The following is a 22,796-nucleotide window of genomic DNA, read 5'->3' as shown; positions in this document are numbered from 1 at the left end:
CGGGAGCGGAGGAGCAGGCGGCCCCACAGCCACGTCGAGACCAGCGGTTCGACAGCCGCCGTGGGGCTCGCACCCGTAGGTCAGCCGGCCGGAGCCGCCGGCCCGAAGTCCGCCTCCAACCGCTCCCTCCACCCCGCGTCCGCCAAGCCCGCGCCCACCAGCACGTCCCGCCAGTCCTCCTTGGCCAGCTGGACGGCGTCGAGGAGACGGTCCACCCGGCCCTGTCCGCACAGCAGCGTCGCTGCGGCGATCCGTTCCTTGTCCTCCCGGTCGCCGCGGTCGGTCAGGTGGTTGACCAGTTCGGTGAGGAGATCTCCCACCACCTCGCCGTCCCGGCCGGGGAAGTCCTCCGCGATGCGCCGTTCGACCCGCACGGTAAGCCCCATTTACCCTCCTTGTCGGCATACGCCCCGGTACGGTACCGCGTCCACCCCTCCAGACACCGCAACCTGTCTCGCAAGAAACTTGACGATCCCTCATTTTGCCGAACTGACAGCCCATCAACAGCGACCGCTTTTATGGTGTCGTGCTCATGACAGACACCCCCAGGAACGAGACCCCCATGTCCGAGCCCTCGACGAGAGACACCGTCGCCCGCCGCACCGTCCTGGTCGCCACGGGCGCCACCGCCGCCGCCCTCGCCGTGGGCGCCGCCGCGTCCCGCACCCAGGCGTCCCCCGACACGGCCCCCGTGGCCGCCGCGGCGGTCTGCACCCTCACCAAGGAGATGACCGAAGGCCCCTACTACCTCGACGGCCAGTACGTCCGCGCCGACATCACCGAGGGCAAGACCGGCTTCCCGCTCGAACTCGCCCTCACCGTCGTCGACGACGACACCTGCGCCACGATCAGTGACGCCCTCGTCGAGATCTGGCACTGCGACGCGCTCGGCGAGTACTCCGGCTACGTCGGCAACAACGGCCACAACGAGCCCGACAGCGGCACCTTCCTGCGCGGCGGCGTGCTCACCGACTCCAACGGCGTCGCCAACATCACGACGGTTTACCCCGGTTGGTACATAGGCCGCTGCGTCCACATCCACGTGAAGGTGCACGTCGGCGTCACCCTCACCTCCGACGGCTCCTTCACCGGCGGCACCGAGCTCCACACCGGCCAGCTCTTCTTCGACGAGACGGTCACCGCCAAGGTCGGCGCGCTCTCGCCGTACTCGGCCAACACGGTCCGCCGCACCACCCTCGCCCAGGACGGGATCTACGACGACGGCGGCGCCGCGTCCGGCCTCCTGACCTTGACCGCCCTCGGCAGCAGCCCCTCCGCCGGCTACTCCGGCACCCTGACCCTCGGCGTCGAACGCTGATCACGCGTCGCCCGCCGCCCACAGGAGCGGCGGGCGACGCCCGTTCACCTGCCGGGGCACTCCTTCCACGCCATGTGGTACACGGTGCTGATGTCACCGTCGGTCGAGTCCATCGTCATGAAGCTGACCTTGGTCGGCGAGGAGGAGCCCGCGTTCACCCGGACCTCGGTGTTGATGTTGAAGTTGCGCTGAACCCCGCAGGGCGCCCACACCAGTTGGGCCCAGTCCGTGGTGTCGGTCGCCTGCCAGTTGTCGTTGTAGGCGCCGGGGAAGGTGTGGGTCTTGGCGGCCGTCTGCGAGGAGCCCTGGAAGTAGTACGAGGCCCGCTGGACGCCGCTCGCGCCGGCCTGGAGCGAGGCGAAGCCCCGGTAGTCCGCCTCGGCGATGGCGTACGTGAAGCCCTGCGGGACATGGACGATCAGGTTGAGCTGGCAGTTCTTGCGGAACGCCGTGGGGTCGGAGTTGCCGCCGACCTGGGCGAGGTAGTCGCTGTAGGTCACCGTGAACGCGGTGTTGTCCTCGGAGACGGCGACGGCCGCCGTGCCCGCGGGACAGCCGGAGCCGTTCACCGTGGCGACGTTGATGACGATCTTGTCCGGGGGCGGGTCGACGAACCCGCCGGACGGGTTGTGCGCGGGCACCGCCGCGGCCATGAGAGCGGCGACGGCGCCGCCCAGAAGAAGTCCACTTGCCATGGGGGGTCTCTCCTCTGCGCTGTTGTTGAAGCGTGGAGAACCTGTGTGGTTTCTGTGAAGCACCGCGGCGATCGAATCGTAGGGAGCGCCCTGTGGCACCGCCAGAGCGAACTCCAGCCATTCCACTGTTGTCCGAACTCACGTGTAAGCAGCCCCAGTTGGGCGGCTACCGCCTCGGACCGGCGACGGCGTAGGCCGTGGTACCGACGACCGTGAGGACCAGGGCTGTCCAGGTGCCCGCCGCCGTGCCGGGAGGCAGCAGCATCCACATCGCCACGTGCGTCGGCGTACTCGTCGGGGGCGGGGCGAGGAACACCAGCGAGAGCCAGGCGAACGGCAGCGTCCATGCGTACTGGCCGCCCGAGAGCGCGGCGCCGAGGGCGACCAGGCCCATCAGGCCCGCGCTGTCCCGGACGACGAACGCGGTGGTGGCCATGGACACGCCCATGGTCTGCACCGTCAGCAGCGACGCGGCGACGGCCACACCGGCGAGCAGCACGTGCGCCGCTCTGCGGGACATCCAGCGGATCGCGGCCGTCCGGTCCAGCGCGAGGTCCTGCCCGCCGAGCCCGACCGAGACCGCCATCGCCCCCGTGGTGAGGATGAGCGCGGGCAGTTTCGGATCAACGGGTCCCGCGTTCCCGTCCCGGGCGAGTGCCCATACCGTCATCGCGCCGATCAGCACCGCGGCGAGCGACGCGGGTACCTGACGCGAGCGCGCGTACAACGTCAGCCATCTCACCGGGACGCACCGCCCTTCAGCGCGTCGAACGGGTCGCCCTCGCAGGAGAGCGCGGCAGCGCGCATCGCGTTGATCCGCGAGAGCTGCTCGGCCCGTGGCAGCGCCATGAGCTCCTTCCACACCGTGCGGGTCTCGGCATCGGCCCGGGCGGGCAGACGTGCCGACGGGCCGCCGAGCGGCTTGAGGTCTCCGAGGACCCAGCCCAGCGCGACGGTCCGCGCGTATTCGTCTCCGCCCATGCCGCTCCAGCCGACGGGGGTGCACCCCGGCACCATGCCCTTGGCGACCAGGGCCCAGGTCAGCTCCTCGCCCTTCGCGGTGGCGACGAGGTCGTCGTCGAAGTCGAGGAGAACGGTCCCGCGGGACCACCGCGGCGTGGACCCCTCCGGCAGTACGGCGGTGTTCTCCCGGACCGAGTCCGGCGCCTGATCACCGAGGGCTCCGCGCAGCAGGCGCAGCGCCTCCTTGCCGGGGCCCGCGAGGTCGGCGAGTCGTGCCTGCTGCGTCTTCGTCACGCACACCGGGCCGTCGCACACCAGCTCCGCGGCGGCCTTGTCGACGACGTACATCCGGCGCGCGTCGGCGGGGAGGACGAGCAGGGCGATCACCGCACCCGCCAGGACGGGCGTCAGGGCGGTCAGCCGGGTGCGCGGGGTCGTGGCGACGAGCAGTGCGAAGCCGGTCGCGGCCATGCCGAGCAGCCAGATCGTCTGCCCGACGTGCACGGGGGCGGACAGCGTGACGAACGCCTCGCGCACGTCCTCCAGCGCCGGTGACAGCAGCGAGATCCGGTTCGGCTCCGTGGCCGGGACCCCCGCCGCCGTGCTCGTCTCCGTCCGGCCCAAAGACATGTGCATGAGGGCTGTGAACACGAAGGCGCCCATGGCCAGCGCGGGCGGGGTGAGCACGGACGGCAGAGCCCGCCCGGCCCCCATGCCCAGCACGGCCCCCGCTACGAGAGAGAGCACCCCCACCAGCGAGATCGGCAACCACCCGAGGTGCATGTACTCGGTGTGGGCGAGCACCTGGACCCCGCCCACGAGGACGAGAAGCGCAAAGGCCGAGGCCAGCGTGATCGCCGTCGCGCCCGCCAGGGTGGCCGCGCGGTGCCGGGCGGGCCGCGGGGTGCTCGTCAGCAGCTCGGACATCTTCGAGCGATGATCACGCAGTCCCTGCAGCGCACCGAGCCCCACGGCAAGCGGCCACAGGTAGAACAGCAGGGAGCGGGTCCACAGGGCCATGGACGTCCACTGGGCCGTCCACGCCGTGGTGCCGCTCCACCAGCTGCCGTCCAGCAGGTAGAGGAACGCCAGCGCCGGCACCAGGACCACGACACCGGCCCACGGGGCCACCGAACGCCTCAACTCGATGCGCAGAACCCGGCCGTTCACCACGTCCCCCTTCCCTGCTCGGGGTTGAGCAGCATGGCCGAGTAGCCGCGCTCCAGCGGGCTGTCACCCTCGTGCTCCGGGCCGCCCACCGAGGCCAGTTCGTCCGGAGGCCCCTTGAAGACCAGCCGCCCCTCGGCGAAGAGCACCACGTCGGTACAGGCGGCGGCGACGTCCTCCACCAGATGGGTCGAGACGAGCACGCAGGTGTCCGTACCCAACTCCTGCAGCAGCTCGCGGAAGCGCAGCCGCTGCGCCGGGTCCAGGCCGACCGTCGGCTCGTCGAGGAGCAGGATCGTCGGGTCGTTGACGATGGCCTGGGCGATACCGACCCGGCGCACCATGCCGCCCGACAGGGCCTTCATCTTCTCGTCGGCGCGGTCCGCCAGACCCACCCGCTCCACGGCGCGCTGCACCGCCGCGGGGATGCTCGCTCTGGGCACCTCCTTCAGCCACGCCATGTACTCGACGAACTCGCGCACGGTGAAGCGCTTGTAGTAGCCGAACTCCTGCGGCAGATAGCCGATTCGGCGGCGCACCGCTCGGTGCTCGCCCATGCCGCCCACGGACTCACCGAGTAGTTCCAGGCTGCCCTCGGTGGGGCGCAGCACGGTGGCCAGCGTCCGGATGAGGGTGGTCTTGCCCGCCCCGTTGGGGCCGAGGAGGCCGTGGACGCCGATGCCCAGCGAGAGGTCGAGGCCGTCGACGGCCATCCGTTTCCTGCCGACCCTGACCTTCAGCCCGGTGGCCTGGATCTCCCAGGCGTAGGCCGTCGGTGCGATGTCGGCCGCGCTCACGGCGGACGTCATGCGGTGTTCCTTTCCCGAGTTCTTTCCGATGGTCATCGATGGGCTCCCAGCAGGGTGTACGCGCCTCTGCGGGCGATCACGACACCGACACCGAGGGCGAGGATCAGTCCCCAGGCGGGCAGACCGCCTGTCTGCAGGGCGAAGGTCGTACGGCTGGTGGCCAGGGTCGGCGCCACGACCACACCGGCCCACACGGCGGCCAGCACGAAGGCGGCGCGGGTCACACCGATGACACCGCCGAGCGCCAGGGTCGTCGAGGTGAAGGCCAGACAGGGCAGCAACCACTGCACCACCATCACTCCCGTCGCCCAGCCGCCCACCAGCAGCGCGGGGACCACCACGCCGAGCACGGACACGGTGCGCCGCAGCACCAGATGGAGCCCGCTCCTGGGCACCGAGGCCGTCAGCTCGTAGGCCGGGTCCAGACCGCGCGACCAGGACGCCGCGACGCCGAGCACGGGCAGCACCGGGGCGAGCAGCAGCACCAGCGACACCTCGCCGGAACCGGTGTAGGCCAGGTCGAGCAGCAGGGTCAGCAGCGTCACGCCCACGGCCATGGCCAGCCACGGCACCATCGTGGGGGTCATCCACCTCGACAGCCGCGCCGACCAGCGCCGTCGGCGCGGCATCGTGGCGGTGACCGCGAGTCGGGGTTCGAGGCCGGACCACACGGTGTCGACGAGCCGCGCCACGTCGGGCGCCCCGGCACCGACCGCCGCGGACAGCCGGTCACGGCACACCCGGCACATCTCCAGATGCGCCTCCACGGCCCACACCTCGTCGGCGGAGAGGTCCGCGCCGCCGCGTACGTATCCCTCGATGATTCGCCTCGACGCGTGTTCGACACTCATGCCAGCGCCCTCCGCATCTCGATACGGGCCCGGCGGGCACGGGTCTTGACCGTGCCCTCGGGCAGCCCGAGCAGGACCGCGGTCTCGCGGACGGACAGCCCGTCGAGCACCATCGCCTGCAGTACCTGTCTCAGCTCCGGTGCGAGGCTCCGCAGCGCGTCCCCGACGTCACCGCCGACGGTCTCCGCGAGCGCCAACTCCTCGGCGGCGGGTGCCACGTCGGGCGGGGCGGCGGCCGGCGGCGGCTCCGCGTGGTGCGCCCTGCGCCGGAACGCGTCGACCAGGCGGCGTGCCGCGATCGTCCACAGCCAGCCGGTGGCCGTCCCCCCGACAGCGGTCCCGGCGAACGCACCTGCCGCACGCCACACCGCCAGGTAGGTCTCCTGCATGACCTCCGCGACGATCTGCTCGTCCACGCACCGGCGGCGCAGCCGCACCACCATCCACGGCGACGTACGCCGGTACAGCTCCTCGAACGCGGCACGGTCGCCTTTGGCCACCAGCCGGACGAGACGCTCCTCGTCCATCTCGTGCAGCGCTGCTCTGACTGATCTCACACCTGCTAGACGCCCGGCCCCGGCGGCAGGTTTTCCCCTCGCCGTGATCCACGTCACACAGGCATGGAATCAGGGGTTCTCCCAAGCGGCCGGTTCGGCCGCGAGTTGCTGGACCGGCTCCGGGAGCGCGTCGCCCGCGATGTCGGCGATGGTGACGCCCTCCAGGATCTTGCGGACGTTGGCCCGCAGGGCGATCCACAGCGGGAGCAGCGGCTGTGCGGAGCCGGTGTACTCCAGACCGGTGGGGCGCTCGCCGCGCACCGAGACGATCGGCCCGTCGACCGCACGGATGACGTCCGCCACCGTGATGGCCGAGGCCTCCCGGGCGAGGCGGTAACCGCCGCCCCCGCCACGCCTGCTGTCGACGATCCCACCGCGCCTCAGGTCGCCGAGAATCCCCTCAAGGAACTTGTGCGGAATGTCCTGGACCAGAGCGATGGCCTCGGCCTTCACCGGTTCCACGTCCTGCCTCACGGCAAGCTCCAGCACCGCCCGTACCGCGTAGTCCGCCCGTGCAGAGATCCTCATACGACAATTGTGCGGCGTTGGGGCGTAGACAATGGCCACGCCACAATAGGCACACCACTCACACCCACGGACGGACTGGCGCTAGCGCGGCACGACCAGGAGGCGCTCCCTTGGAGCTGAGCAGACGTACATTCAGCGCCCTCGCCGGCACCACGGCGCTCGGCTTCGCGCTGAGCGGCAGTGGTGGGGAGACCACCCGGGCGTACGCCTCCCACAGCGTGCCCACCGGGCCCGCACCGGGCGCGCCCGCGGCCGACCGGGTGCGGCACAAGGTCGGCTACGACAAGTACTCGCTGCTGGTCGACGGCCGGCGTCTGGTGCTGCGGTCGGGCGAGATGCACCCCTTCCGGCTGCCGAGTCCGTCGCTGTGGCGGGACGTCCTGCAGAAGATGCGCGCCCACGGCTTCAACGCGGTGAGTGCGTACGTGGCCTGGAACTACCACTCCCCCGGCCCCGGCCAGTACGACTTCACCGGTGTCCGCGACCTCGATCTGTTCCTGCGCACGGCCACCGAGACCGGCCTGTACGTGATCCTGCGCCCCGGCCCGTACATCAACGCCGAGGTCGACGGCGGCGGCTTCCCGGGCTGGCTCGCGGCGACCGCCGGCCGGGCCCGCACCTCCGACCCGACGTATCTGTCCTACGTCGACGAGTGGCTGACCGAGGTCAACGCCATCGCCGCCCGGCACCTGTTCACCAAGGGCAGGGGCACGGTCCTGCTCTACCAGATCGAGAACGAGTACGACGCCTTCGTCGACGAGAGCCTCGGCCGCGACTACATGTCCCACCTGTACAAGAAGGTGCGCGCCGACGGGATCGACGTTCCGCTGTTCCACAACGACAAGGGCAGGAACGGCTACTGGGCCCCCGGTTCCTTCAACACCGGGGGCGAGGAGCGTGGTTGGCTGTACGGCTTCGACGGGTATCCCGACCCGGCCCAGGCGCCGCCGGACTGGGGGGACTTCGGGGAGGGCGGCCTCAAGGGCGGGGCGACGGCCAGCCCCAGGACACCCGGGTTCATCCCGGAGTTCGGCGGCGGCTGGTTCGACCCGTGGGGTGGGGCCACCTTCGACGGCAAGGGGTACGCAGAGGCGCGGTACACCCGGGACGCGGCCTACGAGCGGCGTTTCCAGCTCACCAACCTCGCCAACGGCATCACCGTGCACAACGTCTACATGACCTTCGGCGGCACCTCGTGGGGCTGGCTGCCCGCGCCGCAGGTCTACACGTCGTACGACTACGGGGCGGCGATCGACGAGGCGCGCCGCCAGACACCGAAGCTCGCCCCGGTCCACCAGCTCGGCCATCTCCTGGGGACCGTGCCGGACTTCGCCAAGCTGGATCGGGCGGACGCGGTGCGGGCCGAGGACGAGCGGCTGAAGGTGTACCACCTGACCAACCCGGACACCGGCTCCCAGGTGTACGTCGTGCGCAACGACACCGACGCGCCGATCACCACGACCGTCCCGGCCGCCGGGATCGACGTGGCGTTCACCGTCGCCGCCCATGACGCCCGACTGCTCACCGCCAACCTGCAGTTGGGCGGGCGCACCCTCAAGTACGCCACCGCGCAGCCCATGATGTACCTGAAGGTCGGGCGGATGGACGTCGCCGTGTTCACGGCCCCGCACGGCGAGATGGCGCAGGTCCTGCTGGAGTGCCCGGAGGAGCCGCTGGTCACCCGGGGCGACGCGGAACCCGCGTGGAACTACGACCTCGGTGTCCTCAGGATCACCGCGCCGATGGGCGTCGGCGGGCTGGCCCGGGTGCGGATCGAGGCGGGCGGCAGCGACACCCCGCTGCTGGTGGTCCTCGCCGACGACGCGGCCGCGCTCAGGCTGTTCCCGGTGGACACCCCGACCGGCACGGTACTGGTGTACGGGCCCTCGCTGGTGCGCGAGGCCACCCTGGACGGTGTCACCGCCCATCTCACCGGCGACACCGTCGAGGGGACGGGCATGGAGGTGTGGGCCCCGCGCGGCATCGGCCGGATCACCTGGAACGGACGCCCGCTGCGTACCTCGGTCACCCCCATGGGCAGCCTGCGCGCCGATATGCCGGCCACGCCCGGACAGCTCCCCGTGCCCGCGGTGGGCGAGGTGCGGCTGCCCGCACTGGGCGGCTGGCGGCGCCGTACCGAGAACTTCGAGTCCGCCCCGGACTACGACGACTCCGGCTGGACGACGGCCGACCGCACCGGTTCGTACAGCGTCACCCCGGTCCCGAAGGGCGGGCCGGTGCTGTTCGCCGACGACTACGGCTTCCACTACGGCGACGTCTGGTACCGGGGACGCCTGACGGACGCGGACGACCTGGAGTCGGTGTCCCTCGCCTACAGCACCGGCACACAGGGGCTGCTGATGGCGTGGCTCGACGGCGAGCCGCTGGGCACGCACCGGATGCCGGTGCCGGACAAGAGCACGGCGCGCAAGGGGAGTTGGACGGCGACGGCCACCTTCGAGGTGCCACCGGCCGCCGAAGAGTCGCCTCGCGTGCTGTCCGTCCTGGTACGGCGGATGGCGCACGACATGGACGGCGGATCCGCCGACTCCCACAAGGTGGCCCGCGGGTTGACGGAGGTCACCTTCAAGGGCGGTTCACCGAAGGCGAGTTGGCGCATCCAGGGCGAGACGACCTCCGACCCGGTGCGCGGTCCGCTCAACAACGGCGGCCTGTACGGGGAGCGCAAGGGCTGGCATCTGCCGGGTTTCGCCGAGGACGGCTGGGAGGCCGCGGAGCTGCCCCGCGCCGACCGGCTCCAGGGGGTCACCTGGTACCGGACGACGTTCCGGCTCGCCGTCGACGCCGGCATCGACGCCTCGGTCGGCCTCACCCTCGACGACGATCCGCAGCGCGCCTACCGCGTCCAGATCTTCCTCAACGGCTGGAACATGGGCCAGTACGTCAACGACGTGGGCCCGCAGCACACCTTCGTCCTGCCGAACGGCATCCTGCGCACCCGCGGCACCAACACCCTGGCGCTGGCGGTGCTGTCCGACGGGACGACGGAGTCGGGGCCCAGGGACGTACGGCTGACGGCGATGGGGGCCTCGGCCGGAGGAGTGCCGGTGACACCGGTGGACTCCCCCGGCCGCTGAACCGTCAGGCCAGCCGGATCACGTTCCAGGACAGCGGCTCCAGTACGGCGGTGAGGGTGCCGTCCTGGAGCGCGGTGCCCTCGGCCGCGTGCGGGGCGACCCGCTCGGGGGTGTCGAGGGTGTTGCGGGCGTCCGGGTCGGCGTCCGCGAGGACGCTGTGCTCGACGACGCTCGTCAAGTCCAGTCCGCTCAGGGCGACTTCGAGCGGCAGCGGGTCGTTCTGGCCGCGGTTGACGGCGAAGACGGTGACCGTGCCGTCCTCGGCGCGCACGGCCGTGGCGTGCAGGAGGTCCGTCTCGCCGAACTTCTTCGTCTCGTACGTCGGCGAGTCGACCCGTACGTCGAGGACCTCACCGCGACCGTACGTCGAGGCCTGCGCGAACGGGAAGAACGTCGTCTGGCGCCAGGCCGGGCCGCCCGGCTCGGTCATGATCGGGGCGATCACGTTGACGAGCTGGGCGAGACAGGCGACGGTGACGCGGTCGGCGTGCCGCAGCAGAGCGATGAGGAGCGAGCCGAAGACGACCGCGTCGAGGACGCTGTAGTTGTCCTCCAGAAGACGGGGGGCCTCGGGCCAGTCGTCCCGCTCGAACTCCTTGGCGCGCGCTTCCCACTCGGGCAGGTACCAGACGTTCCACTCGTCGAAGGAGAGGTTGATCCTCTTCTTCGACTTGAGCTTGGCGCCCACGTGGTCGGCGGTCGCGACAACGTTGGCGATGAACGACTCCATGTCGACGGCGGAGGCGAGGAAGGAGTCGATGTCACCGTCCTCCGGCCAGTAGTAGGCGTGCAGGGAGACGTAGTCGACGAGGTCGTACGTCTCCTCGAGGACCGTCGCCTCCCACGCGGCGAAGGTGGGCATGGACTGGCTGGAGGAGCCGCAGGCGACGAGTTCGACGCCGGGGTCGATCTGGCGCATGGCGCGGGCGGTCTCGGCGGCGATCCGGCCGTACTCCTCGGCCGTCTTGTGGCCGGTCTGCCAGGGGCCGTCCATCTCGTTGCCGAGGCACCAGAGCTTGATGCCGAAGGGGTCCTTGTCGCCGTGGGCGACACGGAGGTCCGACAGGGCCGTGCCGTCGGCGTGGTTGGCGTACTCCTGGAGTTCGAGGGCCTCGGCGACGCCCCTCGTGCCGAGGTTCACCGCCATCATGGGCTCGGCCTGGGGGCCGACCTTGCGGAGGAAGTCGATGTACTCCGAGAGGCCGAAACGGTTGGTCTCGGTGGAGTGCCAGGCGAGGTCGAGGCGGCGGGGGCGATCCTCGGCGGGGCCGACGGAGTCCTCCCACTTGTAGCCGGAGACGAAGTTGCCGCCCGGGTAGCGCAGGGCGGTGACGCCGAGTTCGCGGACGAGGTCCAGGACGTCCTGGCGCAGGCCCTTGTCGTCGGCGGTGGGGTGGTCCGGTTCGAAGATGCCGGTGTAGACGCAGCGCCCGAGGTGTTCCACGAAGGAGCCGAAGAGGCGGGGGTTGACTTCACCGACCTTGAAGGCGGGGTCGAGGGTGAAGCGGGCGGTGGACTTGCTCATGGGGACCTTTCAGGAACGGAATTACGTGACAACGGGCCAGTCACGCACCCAGCCGAGCCTGTTCAGGCCCAGCTTCGGTGTGCCGTTGTCGTCTGCGTCGTAGTAGTGGTAGGCCAGCCAGTCCTGGCCGCGGGCGCGGAAGACCGACTCGCCTCCCGTGCCGATGTACCTCCCGTGTCCTGTCAGCAGCAGGTCGCCGCCGCCCTCCAGCAGCGGCTTGCCGGTGCTGTCGACGTACGGGCCCGTGATCGTCGTGGACCTTCCGACCCTGATCTTGTACGTGGAGTTCACTCCCGCACAACAGGCGTCGTAGGACGCGAAGAGGTAGTAGTAGCGGCCGTGCTTGACGAGGTACGGGCCCTCGACCGCGTACGGGGCGTCGGGGCGGGTGGCCAGGTGGTGGACGGTGGCACCGGGGAGGGCCTTCCCGGTGACCGGGCTCAGCTCGACCATGCGGATGCCCGTCCAGTACGAGCCGAACGACATCCACAGCCTGCCGTCCGCCCGGACGACCGCCGGGTCGATGGCGTTCCAGGAGTCGGTGGTCTCGGAGGTGAAGACCTTGCCGTGGTCGGTCCAGGTGCCGGGGAGGCCGGACGGGGAGGTGGCCACGCCGATCGCGGAGTGGTTGGTGCCCCAGGAGGAGACGGCGTAGTAGAGCCAGTACCGGCCGGCGCGGTACGAGACGTCCGGCGCCCAGGGGTCACCGGTGTCGTTGTACTCGTACCACCAGCTCGGCGGCTCGGCGAAGGCGTTGCCCGCGTCGGTCCAGTGCCTGAGGTCCTTGGACAGCCGGGCGCCGATCACCCCACCGGTCGAATAGGCCGCGTAGCCACCGGACTTGAGCCGGACGACCGTCGGATCGTGGATGATCTGCTGCCCGGTGACCGGGAGCGGGTCGGGGTAGGTGACGTCCGCCTGTGCCGTGGTCGGGAGCACGGCGACGAGGGCGGCGGTCAGAAGGGTGACGTATCTCAGGCGCTTCAACTCGGCCTCCTCACTGACCGGCCAGACCCGTGTGGGCCACGCCCGCCACGATCTGGCGTTGGAAGAAGACGAAGACGATGATCAGCGGGAGGCCCGCCATGAGGCCGCCGGCCATGAGCTGGGCCCACTGGATGCCGTAGGAGTTCATGACGGTCGCGATGCCGTTCGGCATGGTCATCAGGTCGGGGTTGTTGGTCACCATGTAGGGCCACAGGAAGTTGTTCCAGGAGGCGATGAAGGTGAAGATGCCGACCGCCGCCAGAGACGGCCTCGCGAGCGGGACGACGATCGTGAAGAAGACCCGCCAGCGGCCCGCGCCGTCGATGAAGGCCGCCTCCTCCAGTTCGCGCGGGACGCCCTGGAAGAACTTGTAGAGGATGTAGACCATCGCGGCCGGCGCGCACTGGGGGAGGATCATGCCCCAGTACGTGTCGACCATCCCCAGCTGCTGGACCGTCGTGAAGAGGGGCACTCCCAGGACCGCCGGGGAGATCATCAGGCCCGACATCACGATGCCCATGAGCACGCTCTTGCCGCGGAACTCGGTGCGGGCGAAGCCGTATCCGGCGAGGGCGCTGACCGTCAGCACGACGGAGGTGACGCAGACCGACACCACCAGCGAGTTGATGAACCAGTTGGTGATGTTGCCGGTCTCCCACAGCGCCTTCCACGCCTGGGCCGTCCAGACCTCGGGCAGCCAGTGCGGCGGGATCTCGGCCGCCTCCGCCTCGGACTTGAGGGAGGTGAACAGCGCCGCCGCGATCGGCGCCACGAACACGGCGGAGACGGCGACACCGATCAGCGTGAGGATGATCTGGCTGGGCGTCCAGGGCTTACGGGGGCTCTTGCGGACCTGTACGGCGGTGGTCATCGGCCGCTCTCCTCACGGGTGCGCAGCAGCCACATCCGCGCCAGGGCGACGACTGCGATGATCACGAAGAAGATGATGGACATCGCGGAGGCGTAGCCCACGCGGTAGCTGGTGAAGCCCTGTTCGAGGGTGTACTGGACGAAGGAGCGGGTGCTGACCTCCGGCCCCGGCCCGAAGTCCATCATCACGACGGCCTGGTCGAAGAGCTGCAGCGAGGCGAGGATCTGGAGCGCGATCACCAGGCCGGTGATGTTGCGCAGCATCGGCAGCGTGATGTGGACCATGCGCTGCCAGGCGTTCGCGCCGTCCAGCTTCGCGGCCTCGTAGAGGTGGTCGGGGATGCCCTGGAGGGCGGCGAGGTAGAGCAGAAAGCTGAAGCCGACGGTCCACCACAGGGTCTCGATGACGATGGCGAGCATCGCGTACGACTTGTCGGTCAGCCAGGGTGTGTCGAGCCCGAAGGTCTCGTTGATCAGGCCGATGCCCTGGGTGAACAGCCACTGGAACATGTTGGCGGCGACCGTCGAGGGCAGCAGGAACGGCACGAAGAAGCACAGCCGCCACAGCCACTTGCCGCGCTCGATGTGGTGGGCGAGCATCGCGAGCAGGAAGGCGAGGACCGTGATGCACGGGACGACCAGCAGCGTGAAGTACGCGCTGTGGCCGAGCGCGTCCCACATCGCCGAGTCGTTCAGGGCCTCGCGGTAGTTGTCCAGGCCGACGAAACTCGCGCCGTCGCCGGAGATGTTGGCGTCCGTGAAGCTGAGGTAGATGCCGCGCAGCAGCGGCCAGATCACGAACAGCGCGAAGAGCGCGAGGAACGGGGCGACGAACCAGCCGCCGTGCTGGAAGCCCTGCTTGCGACGGACGGTCGCCGCGGCGGTCGCGGTCCTGGCCCGTGCCGGTGCGGCGACGGCTCCGGTCGTCATGTGAGCGCTGGTCGTCATGCGATCGCACCTCCCTGCGCGGCGGTCCTGCCGTCCATCGGGTTCTTCGAGGCGAGGAGCTTGGTGAGGTGTTTCTTCATCGTCCGCGCCACCGACGCCGGCTTGGCGGAGCCCATCGTCGAGGAGACGACGACCGGGCCGAGGTCCTGGGCGAGCACGCCGGTGGAGCCCGCGAACCACACCTTCGGCTCGGTGGCCTGGTGGTCCATGGCGCCGGCGTACTCGTTCTGCGGGGTGAGCTTCTTGTACGCGGCCGTGGAGAGCGTCGGCGTGTACGCGGGGATGTGCCCGCCGGCCGCCCACTGGAGGGCGTGCGTGACGACGTACGCGGCGAGTTCGTGGGCGCCCTCGTTGGTGGCGCCGCCGCGGCCCGCCTGGTGCGGCAGGACGAAGGCGTGCGACTCGGCGTGCGTGGCCTGTCTGCCGAAGACGGGCGGCAGCGGGGTCGCGCCGTAGTCGAGCTTCGCACCGGAGAAGACCGGCACGGACCAGTTGCCCTCCCAGGTGAAGGGGGCGCCGTTGATGAACTGTTCACCGGTGGGGGCGCCGGGGATGACGTACCCGTCGGTGACGTGCCGGCGGAGGAACTCCAGTACCTGGGTGGCCTTGTCGGGGTCGAAGAGGACCTCGGTGTTGGCGTCGTCGAACCACTTGCCGCCGAGCTGGGTGTAGAAGGCGACGAAGAACCACCACTGGAAGTTCTGGTCGTTGGTCCACAGGCCGATCGTCTGAAGGCCCTTCTTCTGGGCGGCCTTGGCCTTCTTCAGGACGTCGAACCACTCGTCGGTGGAGGTGACCGGGATCATCCGGCCGTCGTCACCGAGCAGGCCCGCCTTGCCCAGGACGTCCTTGCGGTAGAAGCAGAGCTGGACGTGGATGTCGAGCGGGAGGGCGTAGAGCTTGCCGTCGATGACGCCGCGCTTCCACAGCGCCGGGTTGTAGTCCTGCTCCCGTACGCCGTACTTGGCGAGCAGGTCGACGTCCCACGGGTCGAGGAGGCGGCCGGGCGAGAAGCCGGTGACCCGGCCCATGTGCATGACGCCGAGGTCGGGTGCGCGGTCGCCCGCGGCCGCCATGGCGAGCTTGGTGTAGAAGGGGTTGCCCCACTGGAGGGTGGAGTCCTTCACGTCGATGTCCGGGTGGGCCTTGCGGAAGGCGTCCAGCATCGCGATCATGTTGGCGCCGTCGCCGCCGCTGAAGAGGTTCCAGTAGCGCACCCGGGTGTCCGCACCGGAGGCGAGCGCGTCGGCGCCGGTGCCGAGGGCCGCGAAGCCGAAGCTCGCGGCGACGGTCAGCCCGCCCGCCGCGGCGAGAAGTTGCCTGCGGCTCAGGTCAGGTCGTCCCATTCCCTGCCCCATCTGTTCGATATCTCGAATTGCGCTCGTAACTTCGAACGGGACCGTAGGCAGGAAGCGCTTTCTAGTCAATGGCCCGGACAGCAAAATCGGATCGCGTGACGGGACAGTTCCGTGCGCGTAGTCTCGAACAGCCCGTCCTACGGCGGCGGGAGAGTTCAGGGGGTGGGATGGACATCGCGGGCGCGCGCAGGAGTGCGGCCCGGATCGCCTCGGCGCTGCGACGCACCCGTGCGACCTCGGCCATGCGCGATCTGGTCTCCCACCTCAGCGCCGCGGTCCGGGCCAGACCCCGCCCCCCGGCCGACGTGCCCGAGCTGTGCCGGGCCCTGTGCCAGGAGATGAGCGCGCGCCGCGGCGGACGGCCCGTGGACCTGCGCTTCGAGCGGTTCCCCGACGAGATCGCGGTGACCGGACTGTGGGTGGAGTTCCAGGACTTCGACCTCGTCATCGTGGAGGAGCGGGCCGAGGCGATGCAGCAACTGGTCATCCTGGGCCATGAGTTGTGGCACCTGCACGCGGGCCACTCGCACCATCACGCGGCCGCGGCGGACGCGCTGGCCGGTCGGCCCGGCTGGGATTCCGTCGCCCTGACCGTGGCGGCCCGCAACGGCTCCCGCGAGGCGGACGAGGCCGAGGCCGACGACTTCGGGCACCGGTTGGCGGCGGTGTTCTGGTCCTACGCGTCGGGACGGGGCGGCGACCGTGCCGCCGCCGACCCGGTCCAGAGATCCCTCGGCTACCGAGGCCGCGGAGGCGGGACCCGGTGACCGCTCCACAGCTGGCCGACGGGCCGGCCGCGTTCCTCACCGGCCTGTACATATCCTTCTGGCTGCCGGGCCTGGTCCTGGGCGCGGCCCTGGCGATCAAACTGCCCAGCATCGTCAAGCTGTGGCGGGACCCTCTGCTGCGTGCCGTCGGCGGTGTGCTGCTGCTCGCCTGCGCGGTGTTCGTCTTCGCGGCCCCCGGCACGATCGCCTGGACCAACCGGGTCACCGGTGTGCCGAACATCGCGGCACCCTGGGTGTACTCCCTGATCACCGCACTGTCCGCGTCCTGGCTGCTGCTGGTGGTGCACTGGCGCAACGGCCACACCGACCGCCGGGAGCAGACGCGACGTGCAACCCGGTGGGTGGTCTCCGTCTACACGGCCGTGGTGGTCGCGCTGTGGGTCCTGTTCGCGCTCGCCGACGTACCGGTGGAACAGATCCGGGACCTGGACACGTACTACGCCACCACCCCCTTCATGCGCGAGGAGATCCTTCTCTACCTGACCGTGCACACGGCGGCCTGTCTGATCACCGCCCGGCTCATCTGGACCTGGATCCGCACCGAGGGACTCGACGGGTGGCTGCGCTGGGGGCTGAGGTTCCTGACCGTCGGATACGTCACCAACCTCCTCTTCAGCGCCGCCAAGTTCACCGCCATCACGGCCCGGTGGACCGGGCACGACCTGGACTGGCTCAACACCAACATCGCGCCGTCCGCCGCCTGCGTGGGCGCCACCATGGTCGCGACCGGCGTCATCGTCCCGCACGCCGGACAGTACTTCCACGGGCGCTGGCTGATCCGCCGCCGGTGCCGGAGCCTGAAGCCGCTGGCCCGGCTGCTGCGGACCGTCACGGGCCGTCGTGAGCCACTCGCCCTGTGGGCCGCCCCCGAGATCCGCCTGATCCGCCGCGAGACCTACATCCGCGACGCGCTCCTCCAGCTCTCCCGCCGCCTCGACGAAGACCTGCGGCGGCGGGCCCACGACACCGCCCTCGCCCTCGGCGCCGCGCCCGGCCGGGCCCAGGCCCTCGCCGCCGCCGTGACGATCCTGGAGGCCGTCGAGACCGGTCGGCACGCCACGGACGGCGACGACACGACGGCTTTCGACACCACCTACCTGTTGCAGGAGATCCACGCCGTCTCCGAGGCCCTGCGCAGTCCCGACGAGATCACGGCGGTGCGCGGCCGCGCCACCGTCCCGGCAGAGAGCATGTCCACGCATGAGTACTGCGTCTTCCCGGGGGACGACGCCCCCCAGACCCCCGGCAGGAAAGCAGGCCGGCGAGGATGACCGCCGCGAGGCGAGTCTGACGCGGCGCCCCTCCCCCGCCACGGTCGCCGTCGTCCTGGGGGGATCCCACAGCGGCATGCTCGCGGCCGCCGCCCTGGCCGGACTCGCCGACCGGGTGATCGTCGTGGAGCGCGACGTGCTGCCCCCCGGTCCCGCGCCCCGCAAGGGGCTTCCGCAGGCCCGGCACGTCCACCAGCTGTGGTCCGGCGGGGCGATCGCGCTGGAGGAACTGCTGCCGGGCGTGACGCGGCGGCTGCGGTCGGCGGGGGCGCACCGGCTGCCGGTGACCACGGACATGGTGGCGCTGTCGCCGAGGGGCTGGTTCCGCCGCTGGCACGAGTCGCACTTCATGCTGCTGTGCAGCAGGGACCTGCTGGACGCCACGGTGCGGGCCCAGGTGCTGGCCGACGACCGGATCGAGCTGCTCGAAGACTCCGAGGTGCTCGGGCTCGACGGCACGGGCGCGGCGGTGACCGGCGTCCGGGTGCGGGTGGGCGGCGCCGAACGCACCCTGCGCGCCGACCTGGTGGTCGACGCGACGGGCCGCTCCTCACGGACCCCGCGCTGGCTGACCGAGCTCGGCCTGCCCGCCCCCCGCAGCCGCACCGTGGACCCCGGTCTCACCTACGCCAGCCGCCGCTACCGCGCCCCCGAACTCGCCCGCGACGGCTACCCCGTGATCAGCGTCCAGCCCGACGCGCGCTCCGGACGTCCCGGACGCGGCGGTGTGCTGCTGCCGATCGAGAACGGGCAGTGGCTGGTCACGCTGTACGGCACCCGCGGCGGCGAACCCTCGGCCGACGCCGCCGACTTCGCCCGGTACGCCCGTGCGGAGCTGCGCCACCCGATCGTCGCCGACCTCGCCGAACGTGCCGAGCCGCTGACGGACGTGACGCTGACCAGGACGACGGCCAATCACCGCCACTACTACGAGCGGATGCCGGTGTGGCCCGAGAACTTCGCCGTGCTGGGCGACGCCGTCGCCGCGTTCAACCCGGTCTACGGGCACGGCATGTCGGTGGCGGCCCAGGGCGCGGTGGCCCTGCGGGCGGTGGTACGACGGCATGGCTGGGGCGCGCCCGGTCTGGCCCGTCGTATCCAGAAGGCGATCGCCCGGCCGGTCGGCGGTGCCTGGGATCTGGCGATAGGGCAGGACGTGTTCTACCCCGGTGCCACGGCGGAGGGGCCGACGGCACGGGACCGCCTGGTGGCCGCGTACGTCGACCGGCTGATGTACACGGCCACCGGGAACGGACGGATCGCCCGCCGCGTCACCGACGTGACGTCGCTGGAGCGGCGGGCGGAGGTGTTGCTGGCGCCGGGTGTCCTGTTGGCGGCGGCGGTGGGCCCGTTGAAGCCGACTCTGACCGAACCGCCCTTGTCCGCGGAGGAGTTGAAGAGGGCGGAGCTTCAGTAGTCAGCCCGCGAACGGCTGTTGCGCCACGCCCTTGCCGGCCCCCGGTACCACCAGCAGTGAGCCCGCCACCGGGTGCGGGGCGTCCAGCCCCACCCGTGCGGTCGTGATGTACAGGTCGGTCAGGTCCGGGCCGCCGAACGCGCACGCGGTGACGCGCGGGGTCGGGAGGGTGATCACGTGGTCGAGGGTGCCGTCGGGTGTGTAGCGGCGGACCGCTCCCCCGTCCCACAGGGCGACCCAGACGCATCCGTCGGCGTCGACCGTGAGCCCGTCGGGGAAGCCGGCGCCGTCCTCGATCTCGACGAAGGGCCGACGGCCGGAGAGCCGCCCGCTCTCGTGGTCGAAGACGTCGACGCGGCGGGTGGGTGAGTCGATGTAGTACATGAGCCGGCCGTCCGGGCTCCACCCGGTGCCGTTGCTGACGGCCACGTCGTCGAGGACGGTGCGGTGCGTGCCGTCACCCGTGATCCGGGACAGGGTGCCGCCGCCCGGGGCCTCGTCGTAGCGCATGGTGCCCGCCCACAGAGAGCCGTCGGGGGCCACGGCGGCGTCGTTGGCCCGGCGGCCGGGGAGGGGCTCGTGGTGGAGCCAGCGGAAGGAGTCGTCGGGGTCCAGCAGGGCCACGCCGTCGCGGAGGTTGAGGACGAGTCCGCCGCCCGCGCGGGGCTTGACGGCGCCGATGTGCTGGTCCAGGACGCGGACCGAGCGGTGGCCGGAGACGGGGTCGTAGGTGTGGAGCCGGGCGCCGAGGATGTCGATCCACAGGAGCCGCTCGCCGTCCCACGTGGGCCCCTCACCGAGGGTGGCCTCGGCGCGTACGGCGACGTCGTACTTCGTGAAGCGGGTCATCCCACGCTCCGGTGGCCGAGGCGCTCGGACAGCTCGGCGGCGCCCTTGGCGGCGAGCTGCTCCAGCTCGCCGCGGCGGTCGTCGCTCCAGCGGATCATCGGCACGGAGATGGAGAGCGCGGCGACGACCTGCCCGGTGCGGTCGCGGACCGGGGCGGCCACGCAGGACACGTCCGGGTTGGACTCACGGTTCTCGACGGCGACTCCGCGCTGCCGGATCTCGTCGAGGGCCTCGCGCAGGGCGGCGGGGTCGGTGATGCTGTTGGGCGTCATACCGGGGAGCGGAGTGTCGTCCGGGATACGGGAGGCGAGCTGCGGCTCCGGGAGGGAGGCGAGGAGCATCTTGCCGACGGAGGTGCAGTGCGCGGGCAGGCGCCGGCCGGCGGCCGACACCATCCGCACCGCGTGCGTCGAGTCGACCTTGGCGATGTAGATGACGTCGGTGCCCTCGAGGATCGCCACGTGTACGGTCTCGTCGCAGGTCTCGGCGACGGACCGGGCGACCTGCTGGCCCTCGGCGGCGAGGTCGAGCTGCTCGGCGTACCGGCTGCCGAGCTGGTAGGGCCGCACGCCGAGCCGGTAGCGTCCCGGCTGGCCCGGGACCTGGACGATGTACGACCGGGCGGCGAGAGTGGTCACCAGCTCGTGCACGGTGGTGCGCGGCAGCTGCAGCCTGCGCACGATGTCGGGGGCGGAGAGCGTCCCGTCTCCGTCGAGGAAGAGCTCGAGAATATCGAGAGCCCGGGTCACGGCAGGTACGAGGCGTCCCACAACCGGCCCCCTCTCTGTGTGTCTAAGGCGTCTGCGTTCGAAATTTCAACAGACGATCGGCATGACGAACACAGGCTAGCGACAGGCTCTTTCCTCCGGCAATGGTCATGCGGGTCACGAACTCCCCGTCCGGCCCGTTTCCGCAGGAAGGGCAGGGGTGCGAGCTGCCGGTTCCCGCGTGTTCGTGTGCGACACGTCACATTGCGTGGGCGCTCACTGAGGGCCGGGGTGGCCGCCTCTCATGCCAGCTCTCCCCGCAACCGTCGGGCCCGCAGTACCAGCTCCAGCTCGAACCGCCGGTCCGGGTCGTCGATCTCGTCGCCCCACAGCTCCCGGATCTGGCGGAGGCGGTAGCGGACGGTCTGGGGGTGGACGCCCAGGCGGGCCGCCACTTCCGGGGCCCCGCCCCTCGTCTCCAGCCAGGCCAGCAAGGTCTCCGCGAGGCGGCGGCCGTGGGTGGGGCCGCAGTGCCGCAGGGGGGCCAGGCAGCGCAGGGCCAGATCGTCGATCAGCTCCTCCGGCTGGAGCAGGACCAGGGCCTCGGTGTGTTCGGTGCAGTACAGGACGTCCCCGGCGGGGAGCAGGTCGCGCTCCATCAGGCGTACGGCGGCCTCGGCCCAGCGGAGGGACTTCGCCGCGTCGGCGAGCGGGACCGGGGGTCCTATCGCGCCCGCCCAGCCGGTCAGGGCCCGGTGCAGAAGTTCGGGGCGGCCCGCCGCGCCCGGTTCCGGGACGACCATGCGGGGCTGTTCGTAGTCCATGTCCAGGAGGACTCCCTGGCCCACCGCGGGGGGCACCGCCTCCCGGGCCGGACGGAGCAGGACGCCGACCGCCACCTTCTTCGGGAGGGGCCAGCCGATGCGGGCCGCGCGTTCCGTCAGCGCGTCCGCCGGGTCGCCCCGGTGGCGTTCGGCCAGGAGTAACTCCATCAGGCGGCGCTGGAGGCGCAGGCGCTCGCCCGCCTGGCGGGCCGCTGCCTCCGCGTAGCCCCGGACCGACTGGTCGACCAGGCCGTCCAGGTACTCATAGCCCGCGTCCACCAGCTCGTACATCGCCGGCGGCGGGATCTCCACGCGCTGGCCGATGTCGGCGAACCGGCGCCAGGCCAGACGTACGCCCATGCGGTAGATCGCCTGGAGGGAGTCGAGGCTCCGGCCGTTCAGACCCTCGCCGCGGCCGAACTCCTGGAAGACGCCCGGGGGGACCGTGGGACGGCCCTCCGCCGTCTCCAGGTGCTGGACGAAGACCTCGATCGCGCGGCGGATGCCGACCAGCGCCATCGGCTCGCCGGACTCGTCGAGGACCACCGGCAGATGGGGGTACTCGCGGCGGATCTCGCGCAGGATCTCCTCCGCGAGGGCCGGCGCCTCGGCCATGGCGATGGCCGCGAAGCGGCGGACCTGGAGGCGGGGGACGTCGTGCCAGGCCGAGCGGGTGTTCACAGCTGCCGGGCGGGCGGGCACGGGTCAACTCCCCTGGTCCGTCTGCTCGTAGGTGATCAACGGGGTGTTGGGCTGCTCGGGCGTCGCCTCCAGCAGGGCGACGATGCCGAGCGCGGCACCGAGGGCGAGCAAAGCGGCGACCACGACGGTCAGTGCGGCGGCGAGCAGTCTGGACATCGCAGGGGCAGCCTCTCTCGAGCGGCTCGATCCGGCGTACGTCCCCACCCGGAACCCGTCCGGTACCCACCCTGCCTGTCGCCCCAGTGTCGACAGGACATTGACAATCCGTCAAGACATTGACACCCCGTGCCAACACGCATACGGTCTCCGGCCCAAGAGCCCTGTCGTCACACTCCCGCCTGCCGAGCGACGCCTGGCACGCACTCCCCCACTGCCCAAAAGGCGTGGGGGGGGACCCCCAGCGGCGTTGTCGTCGGTTGCCGACGCTCCGCGTCGACGCCCTCCTCCGCCTTGCAGCTGCACGCACCAGACGCCGCTCGGCCCGCCCTACGGGCGGACGACGGGAGTGTGACGACAGGGCCCAGAGCGGCCCGAACTCCGTCAACTCACGCCCCTGGAGTGTCC

General features: G+C 71.0%; 22 protein-coding genes. 5 read left to right on the top strand and 17 right to left on the bottom strand.

The features are described 5' to 3' along the window. Nucleotides 1-80: 80 nt before the first annotated feature. Nucleotides 81-386 (bottom strand): hypothetical protein, encoded by a 306-nt coding sequence (locus OG841_RS32055; RefSeq protein ID WP_266522857.1) that lies wholly within the window; start codon nucleotides 384-386, stop codon nucleotides 81-83. Nucleotides 387-532: 146 nt separating this feature from the next. Between OG841_RS32055 and OG841_RS32050 the strand changes: the two genes are divergently transcribed. Beyond that, entirely contained in the window at nucleotides 533-1,318 is a 786-nt protein-coding gene (locus OG841_RS32050; RefSeq protein WP_328638204.1) for an intradiol ring-cleavage dioxygenase, read from the top strand. 44 nt (nucleotides 1,319-1,362) lie between these two features. Here OG841_RS32050 and OG841_RS32045 read toward each other — a convergent pair whose 3' ends face one another. The 7 genes from OG841_RS32045 to OG841_RS32015 all read right to left on the bottom strand — a co-directional run bounded on the left by OG841_RS32045 (nucleotide 1,363) and on the right by OG841_RS32015 (nucleotide 6,888). Continuing rightward, nucleotides 1,363-2,013, bottom strand: a complete 651-nt coding sequence (locus OG841_RS32045) for a DUF4360 domain-containing protein (protein WP_328638205.1) — start codon at nucleotides 2,011-2,013, stop codon at nucleotides 1,363-1,365. Nucleotides 2,014-2,179: 166 nt separating this feature from the next. Then, nucleotides 2,180-2,755 (bottom strand): hypothetical protein, encoded by a 576-nt coding sequence (locus OG841_RS32040; RefSeq protein ID WP_328638206.1) that lies wholly within the window; start codon nucleotides 2,753-2,755, stop codon nucleotides 2,180-2,182. After that, nucleotides 2,752-4,146, bottom strand: a complete 1,395-nt coding sequence (locus tag OG841_RS32035; protein WP_328638207.1) for a hypothetical protein — start codon at nucleotides 4,144-4,146, stop codon at nucleotides 2,752-2,754. The genes OG841_RS32040 and OG841_RS32035 overlap by 4 nt, the downstream gene beginning before the upstream one ends. Continuing rightward, nucleotides 4,143-4,952 carry an ABC transporter ATP-binding protein gene (locus OG841_RS32030; RefSeq protein WP_328638208.1) on the bottom strand — a complete coding sequence of 270 codons (810 nt, stop codon included), beginning with the start codon at nucleotides 4,950-4,952 and terminating at the stop codon, nucleotides 4,143-4,145. Before OG841_RS32030 ends, OG841_RS32035 begins: the two co-directional genes overlap by 4 nt. Before the next feature lie 32 nt (nucleotides 4,953-4,984). After that, nucleotides 4,985-5,803, bottom strand: a complete 819-nt coding sequence (locus OG841_RS32025) for a zf-HC2 domain-containing protein (protein WP_328638209.1) — start codon at nucleotides 5,801-5,803, stop codon at nucleotides 4,985-4,987. After that, nucleotides 5,800-6,330, bottom strand: coding sequence for an RNA polymerase sigma factor (locus OG841_RS32020; RefSeq protein ID WP_107104973.1), 531 nt, complete (start codon nucleotides 6,328-6,330; stop codon nucleotides 5,800-5,802). Before OG841_RS32020 ends, OG841_RS32025 begins: the two co-directional genes overlap by 4 nt. A gap of 99 nt (nucleotides 6,331-6,429) precedes the next feature. Beyond that, nucleotides 6,430-6,888: an RrF2 family transcriptional regulator gene (locus OG841_RS32015; protein WP_328638210.1), complete on the bottom strand. Its 459-nt coding sequence runs from the start codon at nucleotides 6,886-6,888 to the stop codon at nucleotides 6,430-6,432. Between the two features lie 110 nt (nucleotides 6,889-6,998). On the opposite strand from OG841_RS32015, the gene OG841_RS32010 reads away from it, so the two are divergent. Then, nucleotides 6,999-9,986: a glycoside hydrolase family 35 protein gene (locus OG841_RS32010; RefSeq protein ID WP_371567526.1), complete on the top strand. Its 2,988-nt coding sequence runs from the start codon at nucleotides 6,999-7,001 to the stop codon at nucleotides 9,984-9,986. A 4-nt stretch (nucleotides 9,987-9,990) separates the two neighbouring features. Here OG841_RS32010 and arfA read toward each other — a convergent pair whose 3' ends face one another. The 5 genes from arfA to OG841_RS31985 are packed head-to-tail and all read right to left on the bottom strand — an operon-like array spanning nucleotide 9,991 to nucleotide 15,662. After that, a complete protein-coding gene (arfA, locus tag OG841_RS32005) occupies nucleotides 9,991-11,511 on the bottom strand; it encodes an arabinosylfuranosidase ArfA (protein ID WP_328638212.1) in 1,521 nt (506 codons plus the stop codon). A gap of 21 nt (nucleotides 11,512-11,532) precedes the next feature. Continuing rightward, nucleotides 11,533-12,498 carry an arabinan endo-1,5-alpha-L-arabinosidase gene (locus OG841_RS32000; protein WP_371567523.1) on the bottom strand — a complete coding sequence of 322 codons (966 nt, stop codon included), beginning with the start codon at nucleotides 12,496-12,498 and terminating at the stop codon, nucleotides 11,533-11,535. 10 nt (nucleotides 12,499-12,508) lie between these two features. After that, on the bottom strand, nucleotides 12,509-13,369 hold the full coding sequence (locus OG841_RS31995; protein ID WP_328638214.1) for a carbohydrate ABC transporter permease: 861 nt from the start codon (nucleotides 13,367-13,369) through the stop codon (nucleotides 12,509-12,511). Continuing rightward, nucleotides 13,366-14,316 (bottom strand): carbohydrate ABC transporter permease, encoded by a 951-nt coding sequence (locus OG841_RS31990; RefSeq protein ID WP_371567522.1) that lies wholly within the window; start codon nucleotides 14,314-14,316, stop codon nucleotides 13,366-13,368. Before OG841_RS31990 ends, OG841_RS31995 begins: the two co-directional genes overlap by 4 nt. After that, complete coding sequence (locus OG841_RS31985; protein WP_328638216.1) at nucleotides 14,313-15,662, bottom strand: extracellular solute-binding protein; 1,350 nt, start codon at nucleotides 15,660-15,662, stop codon at nucleotides 14,313-14,315. The genes OG841_RS31990 and OG841_RS31985 overlap by 4 nt, the downstream gene beginning before the upstream one ends. A gap of 179 nt (nucleotides 15,663-15,841) precedes the next feature. On the opposite strand from OG841_RS31985, the gene OG841_RS31980 reads away from it, so the two are divergent. Genes OG841_RS31980 through OG841_RS31970 form a run of 3 tightly spaced genes read left to right on the top strand, consistent with a single transcriptional unit; the run spans nucleotide 15,842 to nucleotide 19,150 of the window. Then, complete coding sequence (locus OG841_RS31980; RefSeq protein ID WP_328638217.1) at nucleotides 15,842-16,441, top strand: toxin-antitoxin system, toxin component family protein; 600 nt, start codon at nucleotides 15,842-15,844, stop codon at nucleotides 16,439-16,441. Beyond that, nucleotides 16,438-17,733, top strand: a complete 1,296-nt coding sequence (locus tag OG841_RS31975) for an MAB_1171c family putative transporter (protein ID WP_365117497.1) — start codon at nucleotides 16,438-16,440, stop codon at nucleotides 17,731-17,733. The genes OG841_RS31980 and OG841_RS31975 overlap by 4 nt, the downstream gene beginning before the upstream one ends. Next, nucleotides 17,663-19,150, top strand: a complete 1,488-nt coding sequence (locus OG841_RS31970; RefSeq protein WP_371567518.1) for an FAD-dependent oxidoreductase — start codon at nucleotides 17,663-17,665, stop codon at nucleotides 19,148-19,150. The genes OG841_RS31975 and OG841_RS31970 overlap by 71 nt, the downstream gene beginning before the upstream one ends. On the opposite strand, the gene OG841_RS31965 is transcribed toward OG841_RS31970, so the two are convergent. The 4 genes from OG841_RS31965 to OG841_RS31950 form a co-directional block, all read right to left on the bottom strand. Then, complete coding sequence (locus OG841_RS31965; RefSeq protein ID WP_371567516.1) at nucleotides 19,151-19,999, bottom strand: SMP-30/gluconolactonase/LRE family protein; 849 nt, start codon at nucleotides 19,997-19,999, stop codon at nucleotides 19,151-19,153. Then, nucleotides 19,996-20,769, bottom strand: coding sequence for an IclR family transcriptional regulator (locus OG841_RS31960; RefSeq protein WP_280857388.1), 774 nt, complete (start codon nucleotides 20,767-20,769; stop codon nucleotides 19,996-19,998). The genes OG841_RS31965 and OG841_RS31960 overlap by 4 nt, the downstream gene beginning before the upstream one ends. Nucleotides 20,770-21,008: 239 nt before the next feature. Further along, complete coding sequence (locus OG841_RS31955) at nucleotides 21,009-22,232, bottom strand: PucR family transcriptional regulator (RefSeq protein WP_328638220.1); 1,224 nt, start codon at nucleotides 22,230-22,232, stop codon at nucleotides 21,009-21,011. Nucleotides 22,233-22,235: 3 nt separating this feature from the next. Continuing rightward, on the bottom strand, nucleotides 22,236-22,388 hold the full coding sequence (locus OG841_RS31950; RefSeq protein WP_020116177.1) for a hypothetical protein: 153 nt from the start codon (nucleotides 22,386-22,388) through the stop codon (nucleotides 22,236-22,238). Nucleotides 22,389-22,796: the final 408 nt, after the last annotated feature.

The organism is Streptomyces canus, assembly GCF_041435015.1.
Classification (GTDB): Bacteria; Actinomycetota; Actinomycetes; order Streptomycetales; family Streptomycetaceae; genus Streptomyces; species Streptomyces canus_G.
Note: the sequence above shows the minus strand (reverse complement) of the source record. Positions and strands in the feature narration are given on the sequence as shown.

Excerpts from the sequence above, each read along its gene's own strand:
- OG841_RS32030 (WP_328638208.1), bottom strand. The coding sequence starts at position 4,952 with ATGACGTCCGCCGTGAGCGCGGCCGACATCGCACCGACGGCCTACGCC.
- OG841_RS31965 (WP_371567516.1), bottom strand. The coding sequence starts at position 19,999 with ATGACCCGCTTCACGAAGTACGACGTCGCCGTACGCGCCGAGGCCACC.
- arfA (WP_328638212.1), bottom strand. The coding sequence starts at position 11,511 with ATGAGCAAGTCCACCGCCCGCTTCACCCTCGACCCCGCCTTCAAGGTC.
- OG841_RS31985 (WP_328638216.1), bottom strand. The coding sequence starts at position 15,662 with ATGGGACGACCTGACCTGAGCCGCAGGCAACTTCTCGCCGCGGCGGGC.
- OG841_RS32045 (WP_328638205.1), bottom strand. The coding sequence starts at position 2,013 with ATGGCAAGTGGACTTCTTCTGGGCGGCGCCGTCGCCGCTCTCATGGCC.
- OG841_RS31990 (WP_371567522.1), bottom strand. The coding sequence starts at position 14,316 with ATGACGACCAGCGCTCACATGACGACCGGAGCCGTCGCCGCACCGGCA.
- OG841_RS32015 (WP_328638210.1), bottom strand. The coding sequence starts at position 6,888 with ATGAGGATCTCTGCACGGGCGGACTACGCGGTACGGGCGGTGCTGGAG.
- OG841_RS31995 (WP_328638214.1), bottom strand. The coding sequence starts at position 13,369 with ATGACCACCGCCGTACAGGTCCGCAAGAGCCCCCGTAAGCCCTGGACG.
- OG841_RS31970 (WP_371567518.1), top strand. The coding sequence starts at position 17,663 with ATGAGTACTGCGTCTTCCCGGGGGACGACGCCCCCCAGACCCCCGGCA.
- OG841_RS31980 (WP_328638217.1), top strand. The coding sequence starts at position 15,842 with ATGGACATCGCGGGCGCGCGCAGGAGTGCGGCCCGGATCGCCTCGGCG.
- OG841_RS32050 (WP_328638204.1), top strand. The coding sequence starts at position 533 with ATGACAGACACCCCCAGGAACGAGACCCCCATGTCCGAGCCCTCGACG.
- OG841_RS32020 (WP_107104973.1), bottom strand. The coding sequence starts at position 6,330 with ATGGACGAGGAGCGTCTCGTCCGGCTGGTGGCCAAAGGCGACCGTGCC.
- OG841_RS32025 (WP_328638209.1), bottom strand. The coding sequence starts at position 5,803 with ATGAGTGTCGAACACGCGTCGAGGCGAATCATCGAGGGATACGTACGC.
- OG841_RS31950 (WP_020116177.1), bottom strand. The coding sequence starts at position 22,388 with ATGTCCAGACTGCTCGCCGCCGCACTGACCGTCGTGGTCGCCGCTTTG.
- OG841_RS32055 (WP_266522857.1), bottom strand. The coding sequence starts at position 386 with ATGGGGCTTACCGTGCGGGTCGAACGGCGCATCGCGGAGGACTTCCCC.